Consider the following 26,695-nt stretch of genomic DNA (forward strand, 5'->3'; position numbering starts at 1 on the left):
CCTAACGAGCTTAGGTTAGGCTTACCTCGTGAGGCCGTCAACCCCGGCGACCGACCAAGGAGGACCCCGATGCGTGAACTGGCCCGCCGCCGGTTGCTCCCCACCTGTGCGCTGTTGGCGCTGGCCGCACCGGTCGCCAGCAGCGCCGCCGCGGGCCCGGCCGCCGCCGCGCAGAGCTCCGGCACCGGACCGGAGGGGCAGCAGGTAACCGTCTCCACCACCACCGGAATCGACCGCAGTGGTGCGACCGTCACGGTGCAGGGCAGCGGCTTCGACACCAACAAGGGCATCTACGTCGCGTACTGCGTGGACAATGGCCCGGGCGTGCTCCCGAGCCCCTGCGGCGGGGGCGCGGACACCAGCGGCTCGCTCGGAGCATCGCACTGGATCTCGGACAATCCGCCCTCGTACGCCGGGGATCTCGCCGTCCCGTACGACTCGGGTGGGTCGTTCTCAGTGACGCTCCGGCTGACCCCGACCATCGGCGACATCGACTGCCTGGCCGGTGGCTGCGCCGTGGTCACCCGAGCCGACCACACCCGCGGCGCCGACCGTACCCAGGACGTCCGGGTGCCGGTCAGCTTCGCCGGCAGCGGCGGCGGCGAGCCCGACGGGAGCCGCAGCGGCGACACCGGCGCCGGCACCAGCGATGGCGGCAGCAACGACGGTGGCAGCCCGGCCGGCTCCGGTAGCGACCCCAACGGTGCCGACGGATCCGGTGACGGCGACCCGGCCGAGCCGGAGCCGGCCGGTGGCGTGGCGCCGGCGCCGAGCGCGGCCGCCACCCCGGCTCCGGAGGAGCTCTCGATCGCCCGGGTCAGCAGCAGCGGCACCGCCGGTACCTGGTGGTGGACGGCGACCGCGAGCCTTGCCACCCTACTCCTCGGACTCATCGTCACCAATCGGGTGATCCGGCGCCGGCGGGCCGCTCCGTGAGCCCCCGGCGCAGCCTCACCGCGGCCACCCTCGCGGCGCTGATGCTCGGAGCCGCCGGCTGCGCCGCCGCCGACCCGGCCGACGCCGCCGACGACTGTGGGCCGACCACCGCCACCGTCGGCTCCGACGACATCACCCCGGTCTCGCCACCGCCGACCCCAGCCCTGCCGGTCACCGTGACCTCCGCCGACGGCGCCGAGGTCACGGTGACCGACGCCAGCCGGATCCTGCCGGTCAATCTGTATGGTTCGATCGCTGAGATCGTCTTCAGTCTCGGGTTGGGCGACCGGGTGGTGGGTCGCGACACCGCCACCACCTTCCCGGCCGCGGCCGAGCTGCCGCTGGTCACCCCCGGCGGCCACGATCTGGCCGCCGAAGGGGTGCTGGCGCTGGACCCGACCGTCGTCCTCGCCGACGCCAGCATCGGCCCGCCCGAGGTGCTCGATCAGCTGCGCCGCAGCGGCATCCCGGTGGTGTTGATCGACGACGAGCAGACCCTGCCCGCCGTCACTCTCCACATTCGTGAGATCGCCGCCGCCCTCGGGGTGGTCGAGGCCGGCGAGGAGCTGGTGACCCGGGTGGAGCAGGAGATCGACGAGGCTCGCGCCACCGCCCCCACCGGCGCAGACCCGCTGCGGGTCGCCTTCCTCTACCTGCGCGGCACCGCCGGGGTGTATCTGCTCGCCGGCGAGGACTCCGGTGCGGACGCGATGATCGAAGCGATCGGGGCCGAGGACGCCGGCAGCGCGATCGGCATCTCTGGTTTCCGGCCACTGACCAGCGAAGGTCTGATCAACGCCGGCCCCGAGGTGATCCTGGTGATGTCCGAGGGTCTGGACTCGGTCGGCGGCATCGAGGGCCTGCTCGAGCTGCCCGGCGTGGCCCAGACCCCCGCCGGCGAACAGCAACGGATCGTGGACATGGCCGACGGGGTCCTGCTCAGCTTCGGCGCCCGCACCGGGGAAGCGGTGGCGGCGCTCGCCGAGGCGGTGCACGGCACGTGCTGATGACCGCCCGGCCCGCGCCGGCCGCCGCCGCGGTGCGACCCGCCAGCGGCCGGCGCGGCCGCTACCTGCTGCTGGGCCTGACGATCACCCTGCTGGTGGCGGCGGTCTTCGCCGCCGGCACCGGTCAGGTCGCGGTCAGCCCCGCCGAAGTGGTCGGCTCGTTGCTGCACCGGCTCGGCCTCGGCCTCGGGCCGGTGCCGAGCGCCCCGCACGGCGAGAACGCGCTGTGGCAGGTCCGGTTTCCCCGGGTGTGCCTCGCCATCCTGGTCGGGGCCTGTCTCGGCTGCGGCGGCGCGGTGATGCAGGGCATCTTCGGCAACCCGCTCGCCGAACCCGGCGTCGTCGGAGTTTCGGCGGGGGCGGCGGTCGGTGCGGCGATCATTCTGGTCGCCGGCACCACCGTGGTCGGCGGCGTGGCCGCGGCCGCGTTCGTGGGCGGCCTGGTCACCACCGTCGCGGTCTACCTGTTGGCCCGCAGCGGCGGCCGGACCGAGGTGGTGACCCTGGTGCTGACCGGCATCGCGGTCAACGCGGTCGCCGGTGCCGCCCTCGGGCTGCTGATGTTCCTGACCGACGCCGACGGCGTACGGGCGATCGCGTTCTGGAATCTGGGCAGTCTCGCCGCCGCGAGCTGGCCCAATGTGCTGACCGTCGGGATCTGTGCGGTGGTGGGCCTCGCCGTGGCGCAGGCTTACACCCGACGGCTCGACCTGCTGGCGTTGGGTGAACGCCCGGCCCGCCACCTCGGCGTCGACGTGGAACGGATGCGGCTGGTGCTGATCGCGGTCACCGCGCTGCTGACCGCGGCGGCGGTCGCCTTCTGCGGCATCATCGGGTTTGTCGGGCTGGTGGTGCCGCACCTGATCCGGATGGTCGCCGGCCCCGGCCACCGGGTGCTGGTGCCGGCCAGCGCGCTCGGCGGCGCCCTGGTGGTCGTCGTCGGCGACCTCATCGCCCGCACCGCCATCCCGTATCAGGAGCTGCCGCTCGGAGTGCTCACCGCGCTCGTGGGCGGGCCGTTCTTCTTCTGGCTGCTGCGCCGTACCCGGGCGCGGGCAGGAGGCTGGGCATGATCGGCGCCGGCCGGCGGTCGACGCCCCGGTGGCCGGAGCCGGGGACGGTGGTGCTCAACGTCGAGCAGGTCAGCGTGGCGCTCGGCGGCCGGCCGGTGCTCCACGACATCGACCTCGCCGTCCGCGCCGGCGAGGTGGTGGCGCTCCTCGGCCCGAACGGCGCCGGCAAGTCCACACTGGTCTCGGTGATCGCTGGCGAGACCACCGCCGCCAGCGGCGAGGTGACCCTGCTGGACCGGCCGCTGCGCAGCTGGCGCCCGATCGAGCAGGCGATGCGGCGGGCTGTGCTGCCGCAGCACCACCACCTGTCGTTCCCGTTCCCGGTGGCGGCGGTGGTCCGGATGGGGCGGGCGCCATGGGCCGGCACCCCCGCTGAGGCCGAGGATGACGACGCGGTCGCGGCGGCGATGGCTGCGGTCGACGTGACCGAATTGGCCGCCCGCCCGTTCCCGTCCCTCTCCGGCGGGGAACGCGCCCGGGTCGCGCTCGCCCGGGTGCTGGCGCAACGGACGCCGGTGGTGCTGCTGGACGAGCCGACCGCCGCCCTGGACCTCCGGCACCAGCAGGCCGTACTCCAGACCGCCCGCCGGCTCGCCGCCGGCGGCGTCGCCGTCGTGGTGGTCCTGCACGACCTGGCGCTCGCCGGCGGCTACGCCGACCGCGTAGTGGTGCTCGACGCCGGCCGGGTGGCCGCCGCCGGACCACCCCCCGAGGTCTTGACCGCGCCGCTGCTCAGCGCGGTCTGGCGACACCCGGTGGAGGTGCTGCGGCACCCGCGTACCGGGACACCACTGGTGCTGCCATTGCCCGATGAGCTTTCCGCCACCGATGCCACCTAGCCACGAGCCGACTGGAGAGATTCGATGGAGACACTCCCCTTCTCCGCACAGCTGCGGGCCGCTACCGAAACCCACCACGAACACGCTGAGTCAAGCGGGTTCATCCAGGAGCTGCTAGCCGGTGAGGTGCCGCGCACCGGATACGTCGCGATGGTGGTGGCGCACTGGCACATCTACCAAGTGCTGGAACAGGCGGCTGAGGCGATGCGGCCGGATCCGACAGCCGGCCCATTCGTGGTGGACGAACTCACCAGGCTGCCGGGGTTACGCGCCGACCTCGCCCATCTGATCGGACCGGACTGGCTGGACCGGGTCTCCCCGAGCCCAGCGACGGCCGCCTACTGCGACCGGTTACGGCAGGCTTGTTTTTCGTGGCCGGCCGGGTTCATCGCCCACCACTACACGCGATACCTGGGCGACCTCTCCGGTGGGCAGGTAATCCGGCGGGCGGTCAGCACCGCGTACGGCCTCGGTGACGGGCGGGGGGTGGCGTTCTACGACTTCAGTGACCTGGGTTCGCCCACCGGATTCAAGCGACGGTACCGAGAACAGCTCGACGCATTGCCCTTCCAACCGGAGGAGCAGGCCCGGATGACCGCGGAGGTGGCGCTCGCGTATCGACTCAACGCGCAGGTCTTCACCGAACTCGCCCGCGAGGTACGCGCGGACCCGTTCTCGCCAGCGGTGGTGGCCCAGGTGACCCAGCACATGAACGAGGACCACGCCGAGGATTCGCTGCTGATCGTGCGGGCGCTGGGTGGACAGCCCGATGCCCGGTCGGTCCAGATGACCGGCGTGGATCCGACGGCCATGACCTTTATAGCCACTGTAGATAGGACGGAGGTGGCGGTACGGGTGCCGTTCTCGCGGCGGTTGGAGGCCCGGACGGAGCTGCGCAAGGAGGTCGTCCGGATGTACCGGCGCGCCTGCGCCGCGCTCGGAGTCACGCCCCGGGGCTGAATCCATCCCAGCCATCCAGTGTGGTTGATTTCACAGCCCGGCTGCCTGAGCATCGATTCACTTAATAGTGTCCATGCTACGGGGTCCGAACCGTTCGGACCGCGGGGGTGCACCCACGAAAGGACACCATGAGCAGGCATGGATCTACGCGGGTCTACCGGCTGGCGAGTGGCGCGATAGCGGCCACTGCGATCGGCGCACTCGCGATCACCGCCGCGCCACCAGCCGTCGCGGCCGGAGCATTCGACAGCGCCCCCGCCGACGTGCGGATCAGCACGGCCGCCGACCGGGCCGAGACCCCCCACTCACCCGCCGACGCGACCGTGCGGGCGGCCCTCGTCAGAGACCTCGACGTCAGCCCGGCAGAGCTGGACACGCTGCTTGCGGCGCTCGGCGACCTGGACACCCGAGTCGACCAGCTGCGCGCACAGCTGGGCGACTCGTTCGGTGGCGTCTGGTTCGATCACGAGAGCGCGACCCTGGTGGCTGGCACGACCGACCCGGCCACCGCCGGCACGGTGCAAGCGACCGGCACCACAGTCGAGCCGGTCGCCCACACCGAGGCCGACCTGGTGTCGATCCAGGGCGAGTTGAACGACTTGGCCGAGTCGGACCCGGCGACCATGTCGGACGCCTACTCGTGGGGCATCGACGTGCCGGCCAACCAGGTGCTGCTGACCGTCGACGCGGCCGAGGTCACCACCTTCGAGGAGCTGACCGCCGACTACGGCGACGCGGTGCGGGTCTCCCCCGGCACGGTTCGGCCGGAGCCGGCCGACCACGACGGTTCCTGGCTCGACGGCGGCACCCGCTACGAGATCCCGGCCATGGGCTACTGGTGCTCGATCGGGTTCAACGCCCACAACCCGACCACCGGCGACCGCTACTTCCTCACCGCCGGCCACTGCGGTGGAGTCAACGACGACACCTCCCACCACGGCACCGCGGTCGGCCCGTTCGTCGCCTCCACCTTCCCCACTCATGACGAGGCGCTGGTGCAGATCACCAACTCGTACTGGAGCACCGGCCCGTTCGTCTGGGAGTACCCCGGCGCGGTGACCATCCTCGACGCCCGCAGCTCACCGGTCGGCACCCCGGTCTGCGCCTCCGGCATCACCACCGAGGTCACCTGCGGGGTCATCACCCAGAAGGGCGCCACCGCCAACTACTCGGACGGCCCCGTCTTCGACATGGGTGTCCACAACGCCTGCACCCGCTCCGGTGACTCGGGCGGCGCCACCTACAGCCCCGGCTACTACGCCGAGGGCATCCACAGCGGCAGCGTCTCCTACAACGGCGCCTGCCCGTCCGATGCCGGCCTGGAGAACCAGGCCTTCTACCAAGAGGTCACGGACACCCTGGACCGGTACGCCACCCAGTTCGGGGCCGCCCTGACCGTCGGGTCCTAACTCCTCCCCAGCCCGCAGGTCGGTCGTCTTCGCCGACGGCCGGCCTGCGGGCCATACCTCACCACTGAGTCGCACGCCACATGATCTCGTACGGCGGGGCGGCGCCCCGGACGATCGACCCGACCTGCCGCCATCCCCCACCGCGGAGACGGACCGGGATGCCTGCGGTCACCTGCGCCAGCGACGCCCCGCCACCTGCATCACCGCCTCGGTGACCTCGGATTCGGACGCCCGCAACAACGCCAGGTCTATCACCCGCACCAGCCCGAGCTGGGGGAACCACCGCGGGTGAGGCTGGTATCGGATCGGTAGCCAGCCTCGGCGGCCCGACTCCGCCGGCGGCTCGGCTTTAGCCTTCGGCCACACCACCAGGGTCGGGCTCTGTTTGCGCGGTGGCACACCATGGGTCACCCCCACCCACTTCACCGACTTCCAGGCGAGGTGGGTCCGCTCGCCATCGGCCACCATCGTCAACCCGTCCTGGTCGACTACCAACCGCGCCGGCCCGTCCTGCCGCAGCTGCGGCCACACCACCCGCAGCAATCGGACCGCTGCCAGGATCGTGAAGAGCGCCGCCCACAACAGGTGGTTTATCACCGGCGCGACCGCGGACGGCAGCACCACCAACAGCAGCAGCAGCACCAGGGTTACGCCGGCCAGGACAAACACACCGGCGGCGATCGGCGCCCGGACGACCGCGACCCGAACCACCCCGGCCGCCAGCGGAAACTCCCGCGGAGGCTGCTCGATCGCCCGGTCCTCACGATCTCTCGCCGACTTCGCCACCCGGCACCTCCCGAGCCCGGCCTACACCGCCACAGCGACCTTATCCCCGCGCCTTGCGGCGGTCGTATCCCGGCGGCGCAGCTCGCCGCGTAGGTTGATGACCATAGATCGCCGGATGCTGGTGGAACCTGCTACGTGGCCTATGAGAGCTGAGAGCACAAACGGAGCATTGTTGGCGGCGGCCCGGCGCCGATAGCCGGCTGGGCTGACTTCGGTTCGACGTGCAGTTCCCGACCTGGCTCTCGAAGCGTTCATGTCCCCAGCGCCGTTCGAGCTAGCCCGTTCCACTTGGTGGGTTGAGTGGTGACCGAGTCATCGCATTTGAGCTAGTTTGCCACCCTTATGGATCAGCGTTCAAACCACCAAGCCGAGTGAGGCAAACTGTCCGTGGCCGGGCACGCCGTGGAGCTGCCTGCCCGCCGGCCTACTCGACGGCGGCAGTTCGCTCCGGGGGCGCAGTCCCGCGTTGATCAACTACCCTTCAGCTGTACGGCACGCCGCGTGTCGTACAGCTGTAGGGCTTTGGATCTTCAGCTCCACACCCCAACCCGGCAGCAGGGCCGCGAGACGCCGCCACTTCCAGCATGGTTGGGTAGCCAGGGATCTTTCGTAACTAAAAGTCGGATATTTCGCACAGATCCTCGCTACCCAACCATGTCGGGGTTGCTTGGTGAGGGCTGGACGCCGCCCGACCCGCCCAGGAGGTCGAGTGGCGGAGGTCGGGCAGGCGTATGCGACTCCGCTGGCCAAAGCGGATCACCTGAACACCGGCGATGTAGTTGATCAGGTGTCGCGATCCACTCAGCAGAGTGACCAACCCGTGCACAGCTACGAGCGAGGCGCGTCTTCGGCCGCCTCAACCGCTCGGAATGAACTCACCACCCAGCGAGAACTCATCCTTGACCGACTCCTCAGCGAACCTCATGCATACGCAAGCCCCGGGGTCGGTCAAATGGGTCAGTGGGCTCCACGTCGCTTCCCGCGACGGGGAGCGATCATGAGGTCAGCACCTGGATCTCGTCCACCTGCAGCTCACCGGTCGTACCCACCTGGATCTCCAGCTCACTGTCGAAGCTGCCATTGATGTCCCACCACACGCGCCAGGTAGTAATAGCCACGATCTCGTACACCCCGCCGGGCTCGTCACGGCTGGTGCGCCGATAGGTGTGGTGGCACTCGTGCGCTGGGTTGAGCAGATCCATTCCGCTCTGCCAGGCTTCGCCTGGCCCGTCACAACGGCGCACGTTCCCGTCACCCATGTCCCACTCCATGAACAACGGCTCGGCGTACACGTCGACCCGCTCGCCCAGCTCCGGCGCTTCGGCAGCGGCGTGCAACTCCTCCGGCCAACGGTGCTCATGCTCCTCGGTCCAAAACCACACGGGCAGGTTTACGAGGCCGCGAGTGCCCTGCGGAGGCGCGGTGGTGATCGCGGGTCCGTGCATCTCCAACGCGTTGACGGCCTCGACCCACAGCTCAAGAATTCGTGATTCCTCCCCACCTAGATCATCCGGCGGCGCAGCTACCACAACCAGGTCGGCCGGCTGCCACTGCGCAGACTCTGGGTCCGACACCGCCCCCCACGGACCGGCAGCCCAGTGCGGCCCCAGCCCATGCGGATTCTCCTCACCATGCGGATAGCACGAGACCTCGTAGACTTCGCCTTCTTCTCCGTGTTCCGCGAACCCGGGTGTGTCATTAGACGGCGGCTCCTCGGGGCGCGCCGACAGGTGACAATCCCAACTCCGGCTGAACCAGCCTTTAGGATGGTTACAACTCACCTCGCGAGGGCCATCTCGCTCGATGACATCTCGGTCATCATTAGACCCTCGCACCCTGATGCAGGCCAGCTGGACAGGACCTGCACCCCCTTCTGGCACCGCAATCTCGAGGGGACCGTCAGTAATCGAACCACTGACATGCGCTGTGCAGTAGGCCGTGTCGTCGATAGTCGGCTCGACTCCGTCGCAGCCCGCCCCCGAAGCATTCGCCGCCATGGGCACAGGAGGGACCGCTTCCATTCCAACAAATCCAAGCACCGCAATCACCATCCATGCGGCTAGCCTGGCTAACGCTTTGAAGGACCGCGACGCTAGCATGGCTCCCCCGTGCCATCCATCTCTGTGACCTCCCAGTTCGGGTCAAGATTCTCCTCCGCCACAGCGACGGGCGTTGAGTCGAAATATATGGCAGTCACAGTAGTTAATTGACGATCTCCCGGTCCATCGACAACATCGCCCGTATCTTTGTCGACACTTTTCCATTCCGTGGCATCCATGCAATAATGCAACAGCACAGTAGGCACTGGACGATCTTCTCCACCAACTACGGTCGTTTGATCGAGGTCTAGGGATACGATCTCGATGAACTGGTGTTCGATTACACCCTCAGCCCGTACGCCAGCCTGAAAATTGTCGAATATTTCTCCGTTGACTTCGCGTGCCAACGGCCCGCCAGCAAGGGGCAGGATTCCGTCGAGCACCTCGTCGGTGGCGGGGTCGCCAGCGGTGAGGACGTCGTTGTAGGCGGTCATGAACTGGTCGAAGACCGCGCGGGCCTCGTCGACCGCCTGCTCCTCATCCGCCGTGAGGTCCACCTCCGCCACCGAATGATCAGGGTTTGACGGCGGAGATTCCGGCGGGTCCGGGAGGCCACTGTCCGAACTGCAACCTCCGGCCGCCAGCATCGCGGCCACCGCGATCAAACCCACCGCTCCACGCGGACACATATCTCCCCAGCCCACCGGCGCCCCTCCTCATTGTCACCAGCAGTCGAGCCAGTCGTCTCAAACCGGCTCCGACACTGGGTCGACCAAGCAATGCGCAGCAGTCTAGTAGCAGTGAGCAACAGTGACTACCATTGATCCATAAGACGTGGGGTAGCGTCGGGATCATGACACTTACTGGGTTGCGAGTGGTGGTCACCGGCGCAGGCCGAGACACCGGACGCGCGATCGCACTGTCCTTTGCCGAGCGTGGCGCTACGTCTACGTTTCCGCCCGGGATGCCGCCGCCGCCGAGCAGACCGCTTCGCTCATCCGGCAAGGAGGAGTCGGAGGCGCTGAGGCCCTGCAGTGCGATCTAGCGGATCCGGATTCGGTCGCCAGCTTCGCCGCCGAGCTGGCCGAGCGGACCGACCGGATCGACATCGTGGTCAACAACGGCGCCCGCTACATCGAGGGTGCGGAGTTGGCCGACGCGACCGACGCGGAGATCATCGACACCATCGCTGGCGCGGCCACCGGCACCGTGTTGTTGACCAAGCATCTGCTGCCGCTGCTGCGCGGCTCCGACCGGCCCGACCTGGTGAACCTGATCTCCACCTGCGGCGAGGTCGGCCATCACCGGTCCGAGGCGCACGCCGCGTTCTACGCGGCGAAGCATGCCCAGGCCGGTTTCGCCGAGATCGCCTCTTACCGGCTCCGTCCCGCCGGGGTACGGGTGATCTCGCTCTATCCGCCCGACTTCGTCCAGGCCGGCCCGCGTACCGCCGACGCCGACCTGACCGCGCAGTCGGTGATCGACTGCGTCATGTTCGCGGTGGGGCAGCCCCGGGACTGCTTCATCCGGGAGTTCCGGTTCGAGCAGGTACGGGGCGGTCGGTAGGATCCGGGTACCCGGACAACGCCGTCCCTCCGTACCGTTGTTACTTGGAGGGCGAGACCCGTGGCACACCCTGAGCGCCAGACCGACGACCAGCCCGGCCCGGACGCCGCGCTGCGCGCCGACATCCGCCGGCTCGGCGGTCTGCTCGGCCAGACGCTGGCCCGGCAAGAGGGCGAGCCGCTGCTCGACCTGGTCGAAGAGGTACGCGCACTGGTGCGCACCAACCCGCAGCAGGCGGCCGAGCGGCTCGGCGGGCTGGATGTGACGACCGGGACGAAGCTGGCGCGGGCCTTCTCCACCTATTTCCACCTTGCCAACATCATCGAGCAGGTGCACCGGGCGCGGGAGCTGCGCCGGCAGCGCTCGGCCGAGGGCGGTTGGTTGGATCAAGCGGCCGCCCGGATCGCCGAGCGGGGGGTGCCCACCGACGAGCTGACCGAGGCGGTGCGGCGGCTGGCGGTGCGTCCGGTCTTCACGGCCCATCCGACCGAGGCCGCGCGCCGCTCGATCCTCACCAAGCAACGCGCGATCGCCGACGAGCTGGACGCCGAGGCCGCCGAGGCGGCGCTCTACGGCACCCCGGGCACCCCACGCGACGGCAGATTGGCGGAGCTGCTCGACCTGCTGTGGCAGACCGACGAGCTGCGGCTGGACCGGCCGGACCCGACCGATGAGGCCCGCAACGCCGTCTACTATCTGCGCGACCTTTACGACGGCGCCGCTGGGGCGGTGCTCGACCGGCTCGCCACCACCCTGCGTGACCTGGGCGTGGCGGTGCCGCTGACGGCCCGGCCGTTGACCTTCGGCAGCTGGATCGGCGGCGACCGGGACGGCAACCCGTTCGTGACCCCGGCGGTGACCCGGGAGGTGTTGCTGCTGCAGCATGAGCACGGCATCCAGGCGATGGAGTCGGCGATGGAGCTGCTGATCGCCGAGCTGAGCGTCTCCCGGCGGCTGCGCGGGGTCTCCCCTGACCTCGCCGCGAGTCTGGACCGGGACCTGGCGGCGCTGCCGGAGGTGGATGACCGGTTCCGGCGGGTGAACGCCGAGGAGCCGTACCGGCTCAAGGCGCGGGCGATCAAGGCGAAGCTGGCGAACACCCGGGCCCGGCTCGCCGCCGGCACCACCCACATTCCCGGCCGGGACTACCTCGGTTCCGAGGCGGCCGTCGCCGACTTGTCCCTGCTGCGGGATTCGCTCGCCGGCAACGCGGGCGAGCTGGTCGCCAACGGTCGACTCGCCACCTTGCTGCGGACCGTCACCGCGTTCGGGATCCAGCTCGCCACCCTGGACGTGCGCGAGCATGCCGACCCGCACCATGTGGTGCTCGCCGAGCTCTACCGGCAGGTGGGGGAGGTGCCGAGCTATGACCAGCTGTCCCGGCAGGAGCGCACGAAGCTGCTCGCGGACGAGCTCGGCAGCCGGCGCCCACTGTCGACGCCGGACACGCCGCTGTCGGATCCGTCCCGGAAGACCGCCGATGTCTTCCGGACCATCCGCAGCGCGCAGGAGCAGTTCGGCGATCAGGTGGTGGAGTCGTACATCATCTCCGCCACCCGGGGCGTGGACGACGTGCTCGCGGCGGCGGTGCTGGCTCGGGAGGCCGGCCTGGTCGACCCGCACGCCGGCCGTGCCCGGATCGGATTCGTGCCGCTGCTGGAGTCGATCGCTGAGCTGGACAACGGCGGCCCGATCCTGGACGAGCTGCTCAGCGTTCCCGCCTACCGGGAGATCGTGCGGGCCCGCGGCGACGAACAGGAGGTGATGCTGGGCTACTCCGACTCCAACAAGGAGGCCGGCATCACCACCTCCCAGTGGGCGATCCACCGGGCCCAGCGGGCGCTGCGCGATGTCGCCGCCCAGCACGGCGTACAGCTGCGGTTGTTCCACGGGCGGGGCGGCACGGTCGGCCGGGGCGGCGGGCCAACCCACGAGGCGATTCTCGCCCAGCCGTACGGCACTTTGGATGGTGCGATCAAGGTTACCGAGCAGGGCGAGGTCATCTCCGACAAGTACACAGTGCCGGCGCTGGCGGAGGAGAATCTCGAGTTGACCGTGGCGGCGGTGCTGCGCGCCACGGTGCTGCACACCACCCCGCGGCAGTCGCTGACCGTGCTCGCCGACTGGGACGCGGCGATGACCACGGTCTCCGACGCCGCGTACGCCGAGTACCGGTCGCTGGTGGAGGATCCGCTGCTGCCGGAGTACTTCTGGGCCGCCACCCCCACTGAGCTGCTCGGTGCCCTCAACATCGGCTCCCGGCCGGCGAAGCGGCCGGACTCCGGGGCGGGGCTGACCGGACTGCGGGCGATCCCGTGGGTCTTCGGGTGGACCCAGAGCCGGCAGATCGTCCCCGGCTGGTACGGCGTCGGCACCGGGCTGGCCGCCGCCCGCGCCGCCGGCCTGTCGGACGTGCTGTCCCAGATGTACGGCCAGTGGCACTTCTTCGGCACTTTCATCTCCAACGTGGAGATGATGCTGGCGAAGACAGATCTGGAGATCGCCCGCCGGTACGTCGAGTCGCTGGTGCCGACCCGGCTGCGACCGGTCTTCGATCGGATCGAGGCCGAGTTTGAGCGCACCACCAGCGAACTGCTCGCGGTGACCGGCGGCACCGAGCTGATGGACGACCAGCCGGGGCTGCGGCGCACGCTGGCGGTGCGCGACACCTACCTGGAGCCGTTGCATCATCTGCAGGTGGCGCTGCTGCGCCAGTACCGAAACTCCGACCCGGTCGATCCGGCGCTGCAGCGGGCACTGCTCACCACGGTCAACGGCATCGCCGCGGGGCTGCGCAACACCGGCTGATCCGTCCCGCAGCGGTCGCGTGCCGCGCTAGGCTGGAGTGAGAAGCCGTGGGGAGGGGTCCCGGGGAGGCGCAGCCATGGCGGCCGAGCACGACTCAGTGTTTCTCTACCAGTCCGCGTGCGATGTCTTCGACTCCGCGGTCCGGCAGATCGAGGCAGACCAGTGGCATGCCGACACCCCCTGCACCGAGTGGGACGTCCGGCATTTGGTCAACCACGTAACCGTGGAGGACCTGTGGGCGCCGCAGCTGCTCGCCGGCCGCGGCATGGCCGAGGTGGGCAACGCGTTCGACGGCGATCAGCTCGGTGCCGATCCGGTTGCAGCGTGGCGGAGCGCGATGTCGGCGGCGAAGGTGGCGGCGGCCGAGCCGGGGGTGCCGGGCCGAGTGGTCCACCTGTCCTACGGCGACGACAGCGCTACCGCGTACCTGATGCAGCTCTTCACCGATCACCTTATCCACGGCTGGGATCTCGCGACGGCGATCGGCGCCGACCAGCGGCTGCCGTCGGAGCTGGTGGCGGCGTGCGCAGCGTGGTTCGCTGAGACCGCGCCGCTCTACCGGGCGGCCGGCCTGATCGCCGACCCACCGCCGGTGCCGGCCGACGCCGACCCCCAGACCCGGCTGCTCGCCGAGTTCGGCCGCCGGGCCTGACCGCAGGCGGTTCCGCAAGATCCCCACGGCGGTGATGTCGGCACCGTCGGGTAGGTTGACCCGGGCGCTCAGGGCGTCGGGAGTGGAGGATGCCTACCCATGGTGATGGGGCCGACACATGCTACCTCGGGAGCGGTGGCGTGGCTCGCCGGTGCGGGCCTAGTGACCACAGTGGCGGGATACGCCCAGGCTCCCGCGGAGCTGGCCGTCTACACCTCGGTCTGCGCGGGCGCCGCGCTGCTGCCCGACCTGGATGTCAAAGGCAAAGTGTTCCGCCGTCGGGGCGGCGCCACCGCCGCCCGGGTCTTCGGGGTGCCGTCGCTGGCCCTAGCTAACGGGATCGAGTGGCTCTCCCGCGGCATCTACAACCTGACCCGGTCCAAGTCCGACCCGCGGCGCCGCAACGGCCACCGGACATTTACGCATACCATCGCGTTCGCGGCGATGGTCGGAGCGCTGGTGAGCGTGCTGGTGCACCACTTCGGCCGGCCGGTGGTGTTAGCCGTCCTCTTCTTCACCCTGGCGTTGGCGATCCGCGGAGTCATGGCCGAGTGGGCCCGCACCAAAGGCTGGCTGGTCACCACCGGGATCTCGGGGGCGGTCACCTTGATCGCGTTCGCCGGCCTGCCCGCCGCCGGCTACCCCCTGCTCGGGGTGGCGGTCGGGCTGGGCTGTCTGGTGCACCTGATCGGGGACCTGATCACCCATCAAGGGGTGCCGGTGCTCTGGCCGTTCAAGATCAGAGGCCGCCGGTGGTACATGCTCACCACCCCGACCGCGATCTCGGTCAAAGCAGGCGGCGGCTTCGAGCGGGCGGTGCTGCTGCCCGGCCTGACCCTGGCCGCCTGCGCCGCCGCGACCTGGCAGGTGCCGGAGATCCAGGAGATGGCGGGTTCGGTCGCCGAGAGCCTCACCGGCGACCCCGCCGAGGCCGACAGCTGACCCACCGCCGGCCACCCGCCGTGCCCCGGCTCAGCCGGTGGCCACCGGCAAGGAAGTCAACCGGTACGGGTCGGGGGAGATCCGAGCCGGCAACCTCCCGAGCACGGTAGCCGGCGGCTCCGCCAACAACTCCAGCGCCGCGAACTGGTCGCGCTCCGCCGCCACCCGGACCAGGTGGGCGAAGACCGGGGCGCCACTGGCCGGGTCGAGCCGGTCCGCCAGCCCTTCGAGGCGCACCCCGGCGAGGCCCGGCTCCGCCTCGAAGACATCCCGCAGCACCAGCAACGTCACCTGGGCCAGCACCGACTGGTAGAGCTGGTGGATCTCCGGCTCCGGGCGAGGCACCGCCCGTAGCTCCTCGACGCCGCCCCGGAACTCGTACCGGCTCACCGTCGGCACCACGTCCGGCCCCGGCAGCACGAACCGCAGCCGGACCTGCTCGGTCTCCCGGTCGTGCTGCACCTCGTACCGGCGCGGAAACCCTGCCGGCAACGGCACCCGGCTCAGCACCGTCCGCAGGAAACTCTCGACCGCCGCCGGCTCCCGGGTCCGCAGGCCGGCCGCGACCCGGGCGATCCGCCCGTTGTACTGCTCGGTCTGCTCCCGCTGCCGCGCCAGCTTCCCTTCATGCGCCCGCTGCGCGGTCGCCAACTGCTCCGCGCGCAGCCGCTCGGCCTCCTCCCACTGCTGGCGAGCCTGCTCGTACGCCTCCCGGGCGGCCGCCTCCCGCCGCTGCTGGCCAGCCTTACCGCCCAGACTCCCCAGCAGCCCACCGGCCGGTGCGAAGTCGTCCCACGCCGGCTCTGGATACGGCGTGGCCAACGGACCGGGGTCGAAATCGAGCCCCGCCTCCGGGGTCTGATACAACGAGTCAAGGTCGATCGTCGGCGACCGCCCGACCCCGGTAGCCAGGATGGACTCCAGCTGCTCGACCTGCTCCGCCACCTCCGCGGTGCGCTGCTCGGCGGCGTTACGGCGACGCTGGCCGTGCGCCTCCCGCATGAAGACCGCCTGCCGCTGCCGGTGCTGCTGCTGCTGATTTGCCTTGGCGGCGGCCTTCCGCTGCTGCTCCAGCACATGCCGGGTCTGGGCGGCCTTCTGCGCCTGGGTCATGCCCTGCTTCTGCGCCGGTTTCTGCCCCTGCTTCTGCGGCCGCTGGCCCGGCTTCGCCGGCTGGCCGCCCCGGCGCGGCGGCTGCCCCCGGCCACCGGCTGGCGGGCGGGGTGGCATCGCTCCACGGGCCATGGCTCTCCCAACTGGCCGATCATCCGCTCGGCTGTAGACCCAGATTATCGAGATCGGCCAGGCCCGTCGAGGCCGCTCGCCACCGGACGAGCGCTTTGATCACCAGCGGTGAGGGTCTAGGGTTGGTCGCCAACCACCCCGCAGCGCGTTTTAGCGACGAGGCTAGGACACCGGAGGTACCCAGATGACCCAGTTGGCGCTCCGCGAAGAGGCGAACGACATGGCGGACGAGCTGGCGGCGTTGCGGCGACGCCTACACCAGATTCCCGAGATCGGGCTCCACCTGCCGCGTACCCAGGAGGCCGTGCTCGCCGCGCTGGACGGTCTACCGCTGGAGATCACCTTGGGCGAGCAGCTCTCTTCGGTGACCGCGGTACTGCGCGGCGGCACCCCGGGCGGGCCGGCGGTGTTGCTGCGCGGAGACATGGACGCGCTGCCGGTCACCGAGCGCACCGGCGAGCCGTTCAGCTCCGAGCACGAGGGGGCGATGCACGCCTGCGGCCACGACCTGCACACCGCCGGCCTGGTCGGTGCCGCCCGGCTGCTGGCCGCCCGGCGGGAACAGCTCGCCGGCGACGTGGTCTTCATGTTCCAGCCCGGAGAGGAGGGGCACGACGGGGCCCGGTACATGGTCGAGGAGGGGGTGCTGACCGCCGCCGGCCCGGAGGTGAGCGCCGCGTACGGCATCCACGTCAGCTCGTCGATGTACCACAAGGGAGTCTTCGTCGGCCGACCCGGCACGTTGATGGCCGCCTCAGCCGGGCTTTCGGTGCGGGTCATCGGCGCGGGTGGCCACGGCTCCACTCCGCATCGCACCCTCGACCCGGTGCCCGCCGCCTGCGAGATGGTGCTCGGGCTGCAGAGCATGGTCACCCGCCGGTTCGACGTGTTCGAGCCGGTGGTGGTGACCGTCGGCAGCTTCCACGCCGGCACCAAACGCAACATTATCCCGGACGACGCGACCTTCGAGGCGACGGTCCGCGCCTTCTCCCCGGAGCCACTGGCCAGAGTCCGGGAATACGCCGTCCAGCTCTGCGAACAGATCGCCGCCGCCCACGGGCTACGCGCCGAGGCGACCTTCCACGAGGAGTATCCAGCCACCGTCAACGACGCCACCGAGCACGCCTTCGTAGCCCAAACCATCCAGGAACTCTTCGGCGAGCAACGGTACGAAGAACTCGCCAACCCGATGACCGGCAGCGAAGACTTCTCCCGGGTGCTCGACCGGGTGCCCGGCGCGTACGTCTTCCTCGGCGCCACCTGCGCCGACGACGACCCGGCCGCGGCACCGACCAACCACTCGCCGCTGGCGCGCTTCGACGACAGCGTGCTATCGGACGGGGCGGCGCTGCTCGCGGAGCTGGCCACCCGCCGGCTCACCGCGACCTGACGGCTGCGACCGGCGCCGCGTTCGGCGGCGCCGGTCGGTCAACCGATTCACACCGGGCAGATCAGCGGTTACCGCGCCGACCAGCCCGACGAGGCGAAAGGATCGGCTGCGGTCGACCCTGCTGCTGGCTCGGCCCATGCTCCTGCGACGAGCCGAGCTTCTTGCCGCGCTGCTGCGCCCGCCGCTCGGCACGGTTAAGTGGTTCGGCCGACTCCGGCTGCTCCGGCTGCTCCGGGTCGGCGGCGGAATCGTGCGTTGGCTGCGACATCAAGACCTCCTGAGGATGACTAACAAGGGTGAACGACCGAGGCGCGTTAGCGCGCGGGGGATCTCAGGAGCTGTACATGCCTTGACGCTAGCATGACCGCAATCGCGCCACGACCGCAATTTGCCCCGGCACCGTTACTCCGGTGCGACCCGCTGCCGGACCACCACCGAGGCCGCCGTCACCTGCGCCCGCTCGGATGCCGACAGCGTCGGATTCCCCTCCCGCAACGCCACGGCCCGGGGCAGACCACCGAGCACATCGTCACCAGCACGAGTCAAGAACGCGTTCAACGTCTCAGCGGCCGGGCCACACATGATCGCCGGCACGTGCAGGCCGATCGCGGCCTCGGCGAGAATCAACGCGCTGACCGCCAGATCGAACTCGGCCGGCCCATGCCGGGCGTTGCTCCAGTCCAGCAGGACCGGGCCGGCGTCGGCCATGATCACATTGTCGGGGTGCAGATCCAGGTGCACGATCCGGTCCGTTGGAGCGCCCTCGCCCGCCAGCGGCGACACCCGGCCCAGCTCGCGGTGCAGCTCGGCGAGCACCCTCCCGGCATCGACCGGGGAGATCCGCTCCGCGACGATCGCGGTCAGTAGTGTCTCCCCTGCCACCCGCTGCATCACCATCTCCCGCCCGTGTGCCGAGTAGACCTCAGGAACCGGGAAACCCTGCCGCTGGAGGTGCGCCATCAACTCCGCCTCGGCGGCCACATCCCGATCAGCCCGGTAGCGGCGCAGCACCCGATCCGCGTCCAGCGCGTACACGTCGGCCTCGCGACCCGAGGCGAGCAGCTCACTCATCGCAGATCGCCGGTTGGCAACTGGGGCACCAGTAGGAATTCCGGCCGGCCAGCCCCGACCGGCGTACCTCGGTGCCGCACCGCAGGCACGGCTGGCCGGCGCGCCGGTAGACATACACCTCGCCACCGTGCCGATCCTGCCGCGGCGGGCGGCCCATCGCTTCGGGCAGATGCTCGTCGTCGACGGTGTCGATAGTGCCGGTCGCGCGACCGACCTTCATCAACTCGCACAGATCACGCCACAGCTCCCGCCACTGGATCTCGGCCAGCTCCCGGCCTGGCAGCGTAGGCGGGATGCCGGCCCGGAACAACACCTCGCTCACATAGACCAACCCCGCCCCGGCCACGATCGACTGGTCCAGCAGCAGCGCCGCCAGCGCCGTACGGCTGCGGCGGATTCGCTGATAGGCGACCATCGGGTCAGCGTCGTCACGCAGCGGGTCGGCGCCGAGCCGCCGGCGCAGCGACTCCGCCTCCGGTGGGGCCAACAGCTCGCAGGCGGCCGGACCGCGGAGCTCCAGCCAATGATCCGGCGAGGTCAACCGCAGCCGCACCTGGCCCACCACCGACGGCGGCGGCGGTCCGGCGCCTTCCGTGAAGACGCCGTAGAGGCCCAGGTGGACGTGGAGAATCCGGTCACCCTCGTAGTGGTGGAACAGATGCTTGCCGTACGCCTCGGTGTCGCGGAGCACCCGGCCGGTGAGCTGGGCGGCGCCCGCCTCGAACCGCCCCTGCGGGCTGGCCGCGGTCACCGGCCCGCCAGCGAAGAGCTCCCGGTGCCGGCTCGCCAGCCGATGGATCGTATGTCCCTCTGGCACCAGCCCACTTTACGCGCCACCCAGACCCCCCGCCGGCCGATCATGAGCGTGTGGTCCGACACGCGGGCGGGTCGGACCACACGCTCATGATCGGCCGGGATGGTTACCGGGTCAGGAGGCGGTGCAGCTCAGCTGCGGCGTCCCCGCATCGCCGGAGGCCAGGAACCCGAAACTGGTCGAGGCACCGGCACCGAGGGCACCGTTCCAGCTCACGTTGCTGAAGCTGGAGGAACTCCCGCTAGCCCGGTTCGCGTTCCAGTGCTCGGTGATCGTCTGTCCGCCGGGGAACGACACGTCGACCGTCCAACCACTGATCGACGAGGAGCCCGCGGTAACGGTGACCTCACCCTGGAACCCGCCACCCCAGGACGACCCCTCGCTGTAGGCGGCGCTGCAGCCCTCGCCACCGCCCGGCGGCGGGGTCGTCGGCGGCGTCGTGGGTGGGGTGGTCGGCGGAGTGGTCGGCGGGGTCGTCGGCGGCGTGGTCGGTGTTGGCTCGGAGCCGCCCGGGAAGGTCACGTCGCTGCACAGGAAGTAGGTCTGATCCATATGACCAGCCAGCCAGAGCGTGAAGACGATGTGCCGACCGGAGCGGCCCGGCGCCGACGCCGGGACGTTGATCGCGACCCCGTCGGCCTCCTGCTCCCACTGAGAGGCCGGGGTGTAGCCGATCTCTCCAGCCAACTCCAGGTCACCCCAGCCCAACGGCTGGGTCAACGGGTCGAAGCCCTGGCGGGTCACGTACACCCGGATGAAGTCGGCGCCGTGACTGGCCTGGTCGAAGAGGCGGATCGAGAAGTTGTTGTCGATCGAGGTCGGCTGCCAAGCGCCGATCGTGTCGAGCGAGTCGTACCGGCCGCCCTCAGAGTTCCCGGCGCTGCACAGCGTCCCGGTCGGAATCGACTGGTAGTTGCCGCCAAGGTTGTCCTGATAGACACCGTTCCAGTTCCACATGGCGTTGGGGTTGTCCTGGAACGCCTGCCAACACATCGGATCCTCGGTCTGCATCGCGGGGTCCATGTGGTTGCCGCCCCACCGCTCCAGACAGCTGTAGTTCCGGGTCGGCGGATCGACCACCGCCCCGTGCGCTGAGGCGGGGCTGACAAGCACCATCGTCGACGCCAGCGTCGCGGCCGCCGCCGCGGCCACCGCGAGCACGGCCCGCAATGCTAAGGGTACGCGCGCCCGGGGATTCTTTCTGTGCACAATGCCTCCATGGGTGAGAGCCGATCCACAGACCGGCGATGAGTGAAGCCGCCGCCCCGGCTCCGAAAACTGCTTCGGCTCCCAATCGCGCGACTGTAGATTGCCATCGATAGATGCGCATGTCAATGCTCTGCGGGGACCGCTCCTACGATCGGAGTTACGGGCGCAGCGATCCGTCACCGGACCGACGTGGCTGGCGCGACCCGTGAGGCCCAGGTGACGAAGCGACTGCGGTGGGGTCGACGGCTCAACCAGCGTGGTTACCTGCGGTGGGGTCCGGGTAGTGACTCGCTGACGGCCAGGCAAGAGATCAGATCGGGGGAACGGCAGATGACCGTCACGCTGAATGAAACTGGCTACCGGCACGCCCGCCGATTGGTCGCGGACGGGCGGTACGTCCTCGACGACCGAGACCACTGGAGCGACGACCAGCCCTCGACCAGCCAGGAGAACGACTTCATCGAAGCGAACGGGATCGACGAATTCGGCAAGTGGTTTCTGGGGGTCGACGACGACCTGCCGCCCGACCGGAAGGGGCACTACAAATTTCCGTACGGCGACTTCGAACAGGTACACCGGTGTGGCGTGATCTCGGCGGAGTCCCGGGCCGGCCAGTACGACCACGCCGAGATCGAGCAGGCTGCGGCCCACCTCCACGGGATGCTCGACTCGCCGAAGTAGCACGGCGCCCGGCCGCCGCGATCCGGCGGCGGGGGCAGAATGGGAGTGATGGCCGAGACAATGCTGGCGTGGGAGATCGGCCGCCCCGGCCCGATCACCTCCCATCCGCTGCACGCGGTACGCCGGCCGGTGCCCACGCCGGTCGCCGGTGAGCTGTTGGTTCGGGTGGCGGCGAGCGCGGTGTGCCGCACCGACCTGCACCTGGCCGAGGGAGACCTGCCGCCGCGCCGACCTCGGGTGGTGCCGGGCCACGAAGTGGTCGGCGAGGTGGTCGCCGTCGGCCCGGAGATCGCCAACTGGCGGGTCGGCGACCGCGCCGGCATCGCGTGGCTGCGGGACACCTGCGGGCGGTGCCGCTACTGCCGGCGCGGCAGTGAGAACCTATGCCCGCGGTCCCGCTACACCGGCTGGGACGCCGACGGTGGATACGCCGAGTACACGGTCGCGCCAGCGGCCTACGCCTACCACCTGCCGGATGGCTACCCGGACGAGGAGCTGGCGCCGCTGCTCTGCGCCGGCATCATCGGCTTCCGGGCGCTGCGCCTGGCCGACCTGCCAGCCGGTGGCCGGCTGGGGATCTACGGCTTCGGCGCCTCGGCGCACCTGACCGCGCAGGTGGCGATCGCGCAAGGGGCGACGGTGCACGTGCTGACCCGGGCCGAGCCCGCCCGGCGACTAGCGCTTCAGCTGGGCGCCGCCTCGGCCGGCGCCGCTTTCGACCCGCCACCGGAGCCGCTGGACGCAGCCATCCTCTTCGCACCGGTCGGCGAACTGGTGCCGACCGCGCTGGCGGCGCTGGACCGGGGCGGCACCCTCGCGGTCGCCGGCATCCACCTCTCCGACATACCGGCGCTCACCTATCAGGAGCATCTCTTTCAAGAGCGCACGCTGCGCAGCGTGACCGCGAACACCCGCGCCGATGGTCAGGAGCTGCTAGCGCACGCCGCCGCCCACCGGCTCCGGGTCGCGGTCACCAGGTATCCCCTCGACGCCGCCGACCGGGCGCTGGCCGACCTAGCCGCAGATCGGTTGAACGGCGCGGCGGTGCTGACGCCGTGATCCCCGACCTAATCCGCGACCCGACCGCGCGGTGGACCGAATCCTCAGTACCCAAATCGACGGGTTCTCAGAGTGAACCTGAAGGTCGGTTGGCCGGTGCAGACGTGGCCGGGTCCGGGAGTTCGTGGTGAGCAGTATCGCCGGTGGGTGCTGGTTGAGCCAGAAAGCTGGTGACGGCCTGCGGCCGAACGCGGATCTCCAGGTGGTTTTGGGATCGAGGCCGGTGCCGCTGACGTAGATCAGGTGGCTGACCCGGTCGGGGTGTTGCAGGGCGTACCGCAGTGCCAGAGTCGCTCCCCAGGAGTGGCCCAGCAGCGCTGTGCGGGCTCCGGCGAGCTGGCCACGTACCGCGTCGAGGTCGGCGAGGTAGCGAGCCACGGTGTAACCCCCGCGGCGTTCAGATCGGCCGCAGCCACGCTGGTCCCACCGCACCACGGAGGCCACGTCGCCGAGGGTGGCGGCGAGATCGGTGAACATGTCCCACAGCCCTGGCCCGCCGTGGCAGAACAGCAGTGGATGTCCGTGGCCGCTGCAGGTAGCCCACAGTCGGCATCCGTCGTCGGCGTGCACCGCGTCGTTCATGGGAGACAGTCTCGCGGAGGTGGACGGTTCTGTCTCGGCGATCACGGGGGAACAGTTGCAGGTCGAGATCTCAGGCTTCGAGCAGGGTAGAACCTTACGCGTCGCTGTTCGGGAGGTTCCGTTCGCTCCAGTCCGCCAGCGGTTGGAGGGCGGCGATCAGCTCTCTGGCGTCGGCGGTGAGGGCGTACGTGATCTGGACCGGGGTGCTGGGAATGACGGTGCGCGCGATGAGCCCGCGTTCCTGGAGCTGTTTGAGCCGCAGCGTCAGTTGCGGATCGGAGATACCCGGGACGAGCGCCCGGTACTCCTTGAACCGGCGCGCCCCGCGAGCCCCGGCGAGCAGGATCGGCCCGTTCCAACGGACGCCGATGATGGCGATGGCGCGCAGGATGCGGTGGCAGCTGTCCTCGTCGACGGCCGTGCTGGATGGAGAAGTCACTTCTCAAGAATAAGCAACTTGGGTGCTCTTTGCTAACACCTGTCGACAAGCGGGACGCTTCCTCCGACCGACGAGAGGCAAGGCATCATGACCGCACTTTCCGCACCGGTGGCCCGACGGGTGAATCGGGTCGTTGACCAGGTGGACCTGGGCCCGACACCCATGTCCGCACGCAGCACCCTGGCCATCGCCCCCGGCAACGACGCCTGGACCGACCCATTCCTGCTGATGGGAGAGGAGCTGGTCAACCAGCCGGGGTTCGACTGGCATCCGCACCGCGGACTGGAGACCGTGACCCTGATCCTGGACGGCGCCCTCGAACACGGCGACTCCCTGGGCAACGCCGGAGTGCTCGGACCGGGCGATGTGCAGTGGATGACCGCGGGCCGGGGCGTCATCCACCGCGAGGTCGCCACCCGCGCCGAACATGCTCGCGTGATCCAACTGTGGCTCAACCTGCCGTCGCACCTGAAGTTCGTCCCCACCGGCTACCAGGACCTACGAGCCGGCAGTCAGGCCGTGCATACCGAGCCGGGCGTGCTCGTCCAGGTGATCTCGGGCGAGACCGGGGCCGCACGCGGCCCGGCGGTCAACCAGTGGCCCATCCTCGGCGCGGTGATCACCCTCGATCCGCGAACCGAGTACCGTCAGGTCATCGACGGCGCCGAGCGCGCCTTCGCGTACGTGATCGCGGGGCGGCTGACCGTCGGCGGTCGCACCGTGGGCACCGGACAGACCGCCTGGTCCGATCCCGTATCCGGTCAGGGCGACGCGACCACCTTGACGCTGGCCACCGGCGACGGGGACGAGCGAACCACCGTGTTGCTGTTCGCGGGCCGGCCGATCGGTGAGTCCGTCGTCGCCAGCGGCCCGTTCGTCATGAACACCCGGGCCGAGATCGAACAGGCCTACCGCGACTTCCACTCCGGCAAATTCGGCAGCATCCCTCGCCACACGCGCCTGCCTGCGGGCACCTGAAAACCTGAGGAGCAACGACGATGACCACAGTCTTGGTAGCAGGTGCGACCGGAAGCCTCGGGAGCCTGATCGTCAAGAACCTGCTGGAACGAGGCGCCGACGTCCGGGCCCTGTCCGCGGTTTCGGGGGGCCGGGGGGCGATTCACAATCGCATAGACAGACATGAGACCCTGACTAATGTTGATGCTGGTCAGGGCCTCGTTCTGAGCCGCCTGTCGGAATCGAACCGACGACCTGTGCTTGTCGACTGCCGGGACACCAGACTTGTCATTGATCGCCAGTTCTTGCCGCTGAACTGCCCAAACGCCCCATCGCTATGATCGGCACTCACCGCAGATCGCCAACGTTCGTGAGGGGTTTTCGGGGGGTAAACGGGGGCGTTCCCGATAGCCCGTGCCGATGCCGGCGGGCTGGTACGCGGTCCTGACGCAGGTTGGTGCCCTGCCGGGGGCACACCAAACATCCCACCCGTCTGACCGTTCGGCCACGTCCTCACGGTTGACGATCGAGCAGCGGGTCGCGTTACCTACGTGACGGGGACGATCCGGCCCGGCGGCTGCCCTGCTCCGGGCTTCAAGGACATCCAGTCAGCCGTGGAGCTCGCGATCGAGTCAAGTTGTTCGAGTAGAGCACCCGTGGTGGGCCAAACTACCCAGAATCCGAACCGGATGCCGGTCGTCCGTGGACCTGCCCTGTCGCGCCGCAGCCACTAAGGAGGGTCAACCGTGTGAGCTCGCGCCGGGGGCGGCAACCGGCACGCCGATGGACTTGGCGACTTCGTACATCCGCTTGTCGTAGGTGACCAACACATCGAGCGCGTCCTCAAGGATCTGCGCGCTGGCTATATGGACGGCGTCCACCGTGCGGGCTCCGGAGGGCAGGCGCGCGGCGGCGTCACGGACCTCCTCGGTCACGAGGATCTCGGGCTATTGTACCCACAATCGCGCGCCAGGCGATACTGACCTTGAACAAGTCGTATCTTTCCAGGCCAGAAGGGCATTCTCACGTTCCCGCGCCGACACACGACGCACGCTCATCGGTGGATCCAGGCTTAAAGCTACCGGTATTGAGGTTAACGGAAGTGTCTCTTCAAGTCTCCCGCTAATTTGTCGAACATTCACTCCTGGTCCATCCTGTCAGGACTCCATTCGGATACTCTCGCAATCATTCAAATCAGTTCGACTAGTCGGGAAGGGACAATCGAATATCTAGATTCGGCGCGACAGCCAAGCGACTGACGGTGGTCTTTGCAGTAGCAGCGCTGGCGGCTGGTGCATTCGGCGTTCCAGCTCAAGCTGGGACTGGAGGAGCGCTGAGTTGTTCCGGAACTAATCGAGCGACCACGGGTAGCTTCGCTGCCGGCACTGTGAGACACACACACTGGTCCGGTGGAGTGGACTGGGTGCACACGTTTCCTGGCTACCATTCCCCCCGCACTTTCCGGTACAACGCAGGGTTGCAGAACATTAGCTCCTGGCACACCACAGCAACTATTGAGGATAACGCCTACAGCCAGTGTTCCACCCTCGGTACCTCACCGCGTTGACCTAGATGTTGGAAGGTCTAAATGATCATTGGCAAACGAGTGGGCGCGATACTCGGGCTCTTGCTGGTGGCTGGCTGCACCACGGGTGATCCGGTTGAGAGCAGCACCGATTTGGCGAGTCAGCCCTTTACCCATGAGTTTCGTGACTGCATGACGGCTAAGGGGTGGCAGCCTTCGGAAGACACGGGGCAAAGCCTGTCCTACAGCTATCCAAGCGAACAGCGGGAGCAGTTCAACGCCGATCATGAAGAGTGCGAGGGCGAGGCCGGGCTCAGTGCAGAGTTGCCCCCGATGAGCCGCACTGAGGCGGAAGAGTACGCGGCGGCTCTCTTCGACCACTACGACTGCGTGATTAAACAGGGCTACTCGTTGCCCGACCCGCCGAGTATGCAGGCGGCGATCGACGAACTCATGCAGTCACCGATGCCAAGTTGGGCGGCCCAGCCCAGCTTGGCGGCGCAGCTGAGTGATGCAGAGAACGCCGAGCTGGAGCACAGGTGTCCGATGCCGACAGGGTGGCCTGATGGCTACCTCGACCGCCTCGGTGGCTGAGTGTCGAGGCGCGCAGCCGTGTGGTCTCCCGCGACCACACGGCTGCGCCGAAGCGGTGCGCGTACTGGGTGGAGAGAGCTGATTGGATTGACTCGGTTGTGTGGGGTGTGTT

General features: G+C 69.4%; 25 protein-coding genes and 1 pseudogene. 15 read left to right on the top strand and 11 right to left on the bottom strand.

The features are described 5' to 3' along the window. The first annotated feature begins 69 nt into the window (after positions 1 to 69). The 6 genes from JQS43_RS22760 (at position 70) to JQS43_RS22785 (ending at position 6,224) form a co-directional block, all read left to right on the top strand. On the top strand, positions 70 to 936 hold the full coding sequence (locus tag JQS43_RS22760; protein WP_239676406.1) for a hypothetical protein: 867 nt from the start codon (positions 70 to 72) through the stop codon (positions 934 to 936). Next, entirely contained in the window at positions 933 to 1,943 is a 1,011-nt protein-coding gene (locus JQS43_RS22765; protein ID WP_239676407.1) for a heme/hemin ABC transporter substrate-binding protein, read from the top strand. The genes JQS43_RS22760 and JQS43_RS22765 overlap by 4 nt, the downstream gene beginning before the upstream one ends. Further along, positions 1,943 to 3,016 carry a FecCD family ABC transporter permease gene (locus tag JQS43_RS22770; RefSeq protein WP_239676408.1) on the top strand — a complete coding sequence of 358 codons (1,074 nt, stop codon included), beginning with the start codon at positions 1,943 to 1,945 and terminating at the stop codon, positions 3,014 to 3,016. The genes JQS43_RS22765 and JQS43_RS22770 overlap by 1 nt, the downstream gene beginning before the upstream one ends. Beyond that, positions 3,013 to 3,855 (top strand): heme ABC transporter ATP-binding protein, encoded by an 843-nt coding sequence (locus JQS43_RS22775; RefSeq protein WP_239676409.1) that lies wholly within the window; start codon positions 3,013 to 3,015, stop codon positions 3,853 to 3,855. Before JQS43_RS22770 ends, JQS43_RS22775 begins: the two co-directional genes overlap by 4 nt. 24 nt (positions 3,856 to 3,879) lie before the next feature. Continuing rightward, complete coding sequence (locus tag JQS43_RS22780; protein WP_239676410.1) at positions 3,880 to 4,815, top strand: biliverdin-producing heme oxygenase; 936 nt, start codon at positions 3,880 to 3,882, stop codon at positions 4,813 to 4,815. A gap of 128 nt (positions 4,816 to 4,943) precedes the next feature. After that, the gene (locus JQS43_RS22785; RefSeq protein ID WP_239676411.1) at positions 4,944 to 6,224 is read left to right on the top strand and encodes a trypsin-like serine protease; all 1,281 of its coding nucleotides are present in this window, start codon (positions 4,944 to 4,946) and stop codon (positions 6,222 to 6,224) included. A 168-nt stretch (positions 6,225 to 6,392) separates the two neighbouring features. Here the strand turns inward: JQS43_RS22785 and JQS43_RS22790 are convergent, their stop codons facing one another. The 3 genes from JQS43_RS22790 to JQS43_RS22800 all read right to left on the bottom strand — a co-directional run bounded on the left by JQS43_RS22790 (position 6,393) and on the right by JQS43_RS22800 (position 9,720). Beyond that, positions 6,393 to 7,010 (bottom strand): hypothetical protein, encoded by a 618-nt coding sequence (locus JQS43_RS22790; RefSeq protein WP_239676412.1) that lies wholly within the window; start codon positions 7,008 to 7,010, stop codon positions 6,393 to 6,395. A gap of 995 nt (positions 7,011 to 8,005) precedes the next feature. Then, positions 8,006 to 8,584: a hypothetical protein gene (locus JQS43_RS22795; RefSeq protein ID WP_239676413.1), complete on the bottom strand. Its 579-nt coding sequence runs from the start codon at positions 8,582 to 8,584 to the stop codon at positions 8,006 to 8,008. 518 nt (positions 8,585 to 9,102) lie between these two features. Next, on the bottom strand, positions 9,103 to 9,720 hold the full coding sequence (locus JQS43_RS22800) for a hypothetical protein (protein ID WP_239676414.1): 618 nt from the start codon (positions 9,718 to 9,720) through the stop codon (positions 9,103 to 9,105). Positions 9,721 to 9,902: 182 nt separating this feature from the next. On the opposite strand from JQS43_RS22800, the pseudogene JQS43_RS22805 reads away from it, so the two are divergent. The 4 genes and pseudogenes from JQS43_RS22805 to JQS43_RS22820 all read left to right on the top strand — a co-directional run bounded on the left by JQS43_RS22805 (position 9,903) and on the right by JQS43_RS22820 (position 15,017). Then, a pseudogene (locus JQS43_RS22805) lies at positions 9,903 to 10,615 on the top strand (SDR family NAD(P)-dependent oxidoreductase). 60 nt (positions 10,616 to 10,675) lie between these two features. Then, the gene (gene ppc / locus JQS43_RS22810) at positions 10,676 to 13,423 is read left to right on the top strand and encodes a phosphoenolpyruvate carboxylase (protein ID WP_239676415.1); all 2,748 of its coding nucleotides are present in this window, start codon (positions 10,676 to 10,678) and stop codon (positions 13,421 to 13,423) included. Positions 13,424 to 13,499: 76 nt separating this feature from the next. Further along, on the top strand, positions 13,500 to 14,075 hold the full coding sequence (locus tag JQS43_RS22815; RefSeq protein ID WP_239676416.1) for a TIGR03086 family metal-binding protein: 576 nt from the start codon (positions 13,500 to 13,502) through the stop codon (positions 14,073 to 14,075). A gap of 105 nt (positions 14,076 to 14,180) precedes the next feature. Beyond that, complete coding sequence (locus tag JQS43_RS22820; protein ID WP_239676417.1) at positions 14,181 to 15,017, top strand: metal-dependent hydrolase; 837 nt, start codon at positions 14,181 to 14,183, stop codon at positions 15,015 to 15,017. A gap of 30 nt (positions 15,018 to 15,047) precedes the next feature. Here the strand turns inward: JQS43_RS22820 and JQS43_RS22825 are convergent, their stop codons facing one another. Next, a complete protein-coding gene (locus JQS43_RS22825) occupies positions 15,048 to 16,262 on the bottom strand; it encodes a hypothetical protein (RefSeq protein WP_239676418.1) in 1,215 nt (404 codons plus the stop codon). A 184-nt stretch (positions 16,263 to 16,446) separates the two neighbouring features. Between JQS43_RS22825 and JQS43_RS22830 the strand changes: the two genes are divergently transcribed. Next, positions 16,447 to 17,652 carry a M20 metallopeptidase family protein gene (locus tag JQS43_RS22830; RefSeq protein WP_239676419.1) on the top strand — a complete coding sequence of 402 codons (1,206 nt, stop codon included), beginning with the start codon at positions 16,447 to 16,449 and terminating at the stop codon, positions 17,650 to 17,652. A gap of 61 nt (positions 17,653 to 17,713) precedes the next feature. Here JQS43_RS22830 and JQS43_RS22835 read toward each other — a convergent pair whose 3' ends face one another. The 4 genes from JQS43_RS22835 to JQS43_RS22850 all read right to left on the bottom strand — a co-directional run bounded on the left by JQS43_RS22835 (position 17,714) and on the right by JQS43_RS22850 (position 20,698). Continuing rightward, complete coding sequence (locus JQS43_RS22835; RefSeq protein WP_239676420.1) at positions 17,714 to 17,920, bottom strand: hypothetical protein; 207 nt, start codon at positions 17,918 to 17,920, stop codon at positions 17,714 to 17,716. 134 nt (positions 17,921 to 18,054) lie between these two features. Further along, positions 18,055 to 18,723: a phosphotransferase gene (locus tag JQS43_RS22840; RefSeq protein ID WP_239676421.1), complete on the bottom strand. Its 669-nt coding sequence runs from the start codon at positions 18,721 to 18,723 to the stop codon at positions 18,055 to 18,057. Next, the gene (locus JQS43_RS22845; protein WP_239676422.1) at positions 18,716 to 19,540 is read right to left on the bottom strand and encodes an Fpg/Nei family DNA glycosylase; all 825 of its coding nucleotides are present in this window, start codon (positions 19,538 to 19,540) and stop codon (positions 18,716 to 18,718) included. The genes JQS43_RS22840 and JQS43_RS22845 overlap by 8 nt, the downstream gene beginning before the upstream one ends. Positions 19,541 to 19,651: 111 nt before the next feature. Next, on the bottom strand, positions 19,652 to 20,698 hold the full coding sequence (locus JQS43_RS22850) for a lytic polysaccharide monooxygenase (protein ID WP_239676423.1): 1,047 nt from the start codon (positions 20,696 to 20,698) through the stop codon (positions 19,652 to 19,654). Between the two features lie 378 nt (positions 20,699 to 21,076). Here JQS43_RS22850 and JQS43_RS22855 point away from each other — a divergent pair, with 378 nt between their 5' ends. Next, positions 21,077 to 21,427, top strand: a complete 351-nt coding sequence (locus tag JQS43_RS22855; RefSeq protein WP_239676424.1) for a hypothetical protein — start codon at positions 21,077 to 21,079, stop codon at positions 21,425 to 21,427. A 48-nt stretch (positions 21,428 to 21,475) separates the two neighbouring features. Further along, on the top strand, positions 21,476 to 22,486 hold the full coding sequence (locus tag JQS43_RS22860; RefSeq protein ID WP_239676425.1) for a zinc-binding alcohol dehydrogenase family protein: 1,011 nt from the start codon (positions 21,476 to 21,478) through the stop codon (positions 22,484 to 22,486). Here the strand turns inward: JQS43_RS22860 and JQS43_RS22865 are convergent. Both JQS43_RS22865 and JQS43_RS22870 read right to left on the bottom strand, forming a co-directional pair. Next, the gene (locus JQS43_RS22865) at positions 22,442 to 23,068 is read right to left on the bottom strand and encodes an alpha/beta fold hydrolase (protein ID WP_275580960.1); all 627 of its coding nucleotides are present in this window, start codon (positions 23,066 to 23,068) and stop codon (positions 22,442 to 22,444) included. The two genes, JQS43_RS22860 and JQS43_RS22865, sit on opposite strands and share 45 nt — an antisense overlap. Before the next feature lie 94 nt (positions 23,069 to 23,162). Then, the gene (locus JQS43_RS22870; protein ID WP_239676426.1) at positions 23,163 to 23,507 is read right to left on the bottom strand and encodes a winged helix-turn-helix transcriptional regulator; all 345 of its coding nucleotides are present in this window, start codon (positions 23,505 to 23,507) and stop codon (positions 23,163 to 23,165) included. An 87-nt stretch (positions 23,508 to 23,594) separates the two neighbouring features. On the opposite strand from JQS43_RS22870, the gene JQS43_RS22875 reads away from it, so the two are divergent. Next, complete coding sequence (locus tag JQS43_RS22875; protein WP_239676427.1) at positions 23,595 to 24,485, top strand: pirin family protein; 891 nt, start codon at positions 23,595 to 23,597, stop codon at positions 24,483 to 24,485. Positions 24,486 to 25,204: 719 nt separating this feature from the next. Here the strand turns inward: JQS43_RS22875 and JQS43_RS22880 are convergent. Then, positions 25,205 to 25,399 (bottom strand): PIN domain-containing protein, encoded by a 195-nt coding sequence (locus tag JQS43_RS22880; RefSeq protein WP_239676428.1) that lies wholly within the window; start codon positions 25,397 to 25,399, stop codon positions 25,205 to 25,207. A gap of 653 nt (positions 25,400 to 26,052) precedes the next feature. Between JQS43_RS22880 and JQS43_RS22885 the strand changes: the two genes are divergently transcribed. Beyond that, positions 26,053 to 26,583 carry a hypothetical protein gene (locus tag JQS43_RS22885; RefSeq protein ID WP_239676429.1) on the top strand — a complete coding sequence of 177 codons (531 nt, stop codon included), beginning with the start codon at positions 26,053 to 26,055 and terminating at the stop codon, positions 26,581 to 26,583. The last annotated feature ends 112 nt before the right edge of the window (positions 26,584 to 26,695 follow it).

It is taken from the genome of Natronosporangium hydrolyticum (assembly GCF_016925615.1).
Lineage (GTDB): Bacteria > Actinomycetota > Actinomycetes > Mycobacteriales > Micromonosporaceae > Natronosporangium > Natronosporangium hydrolyticum.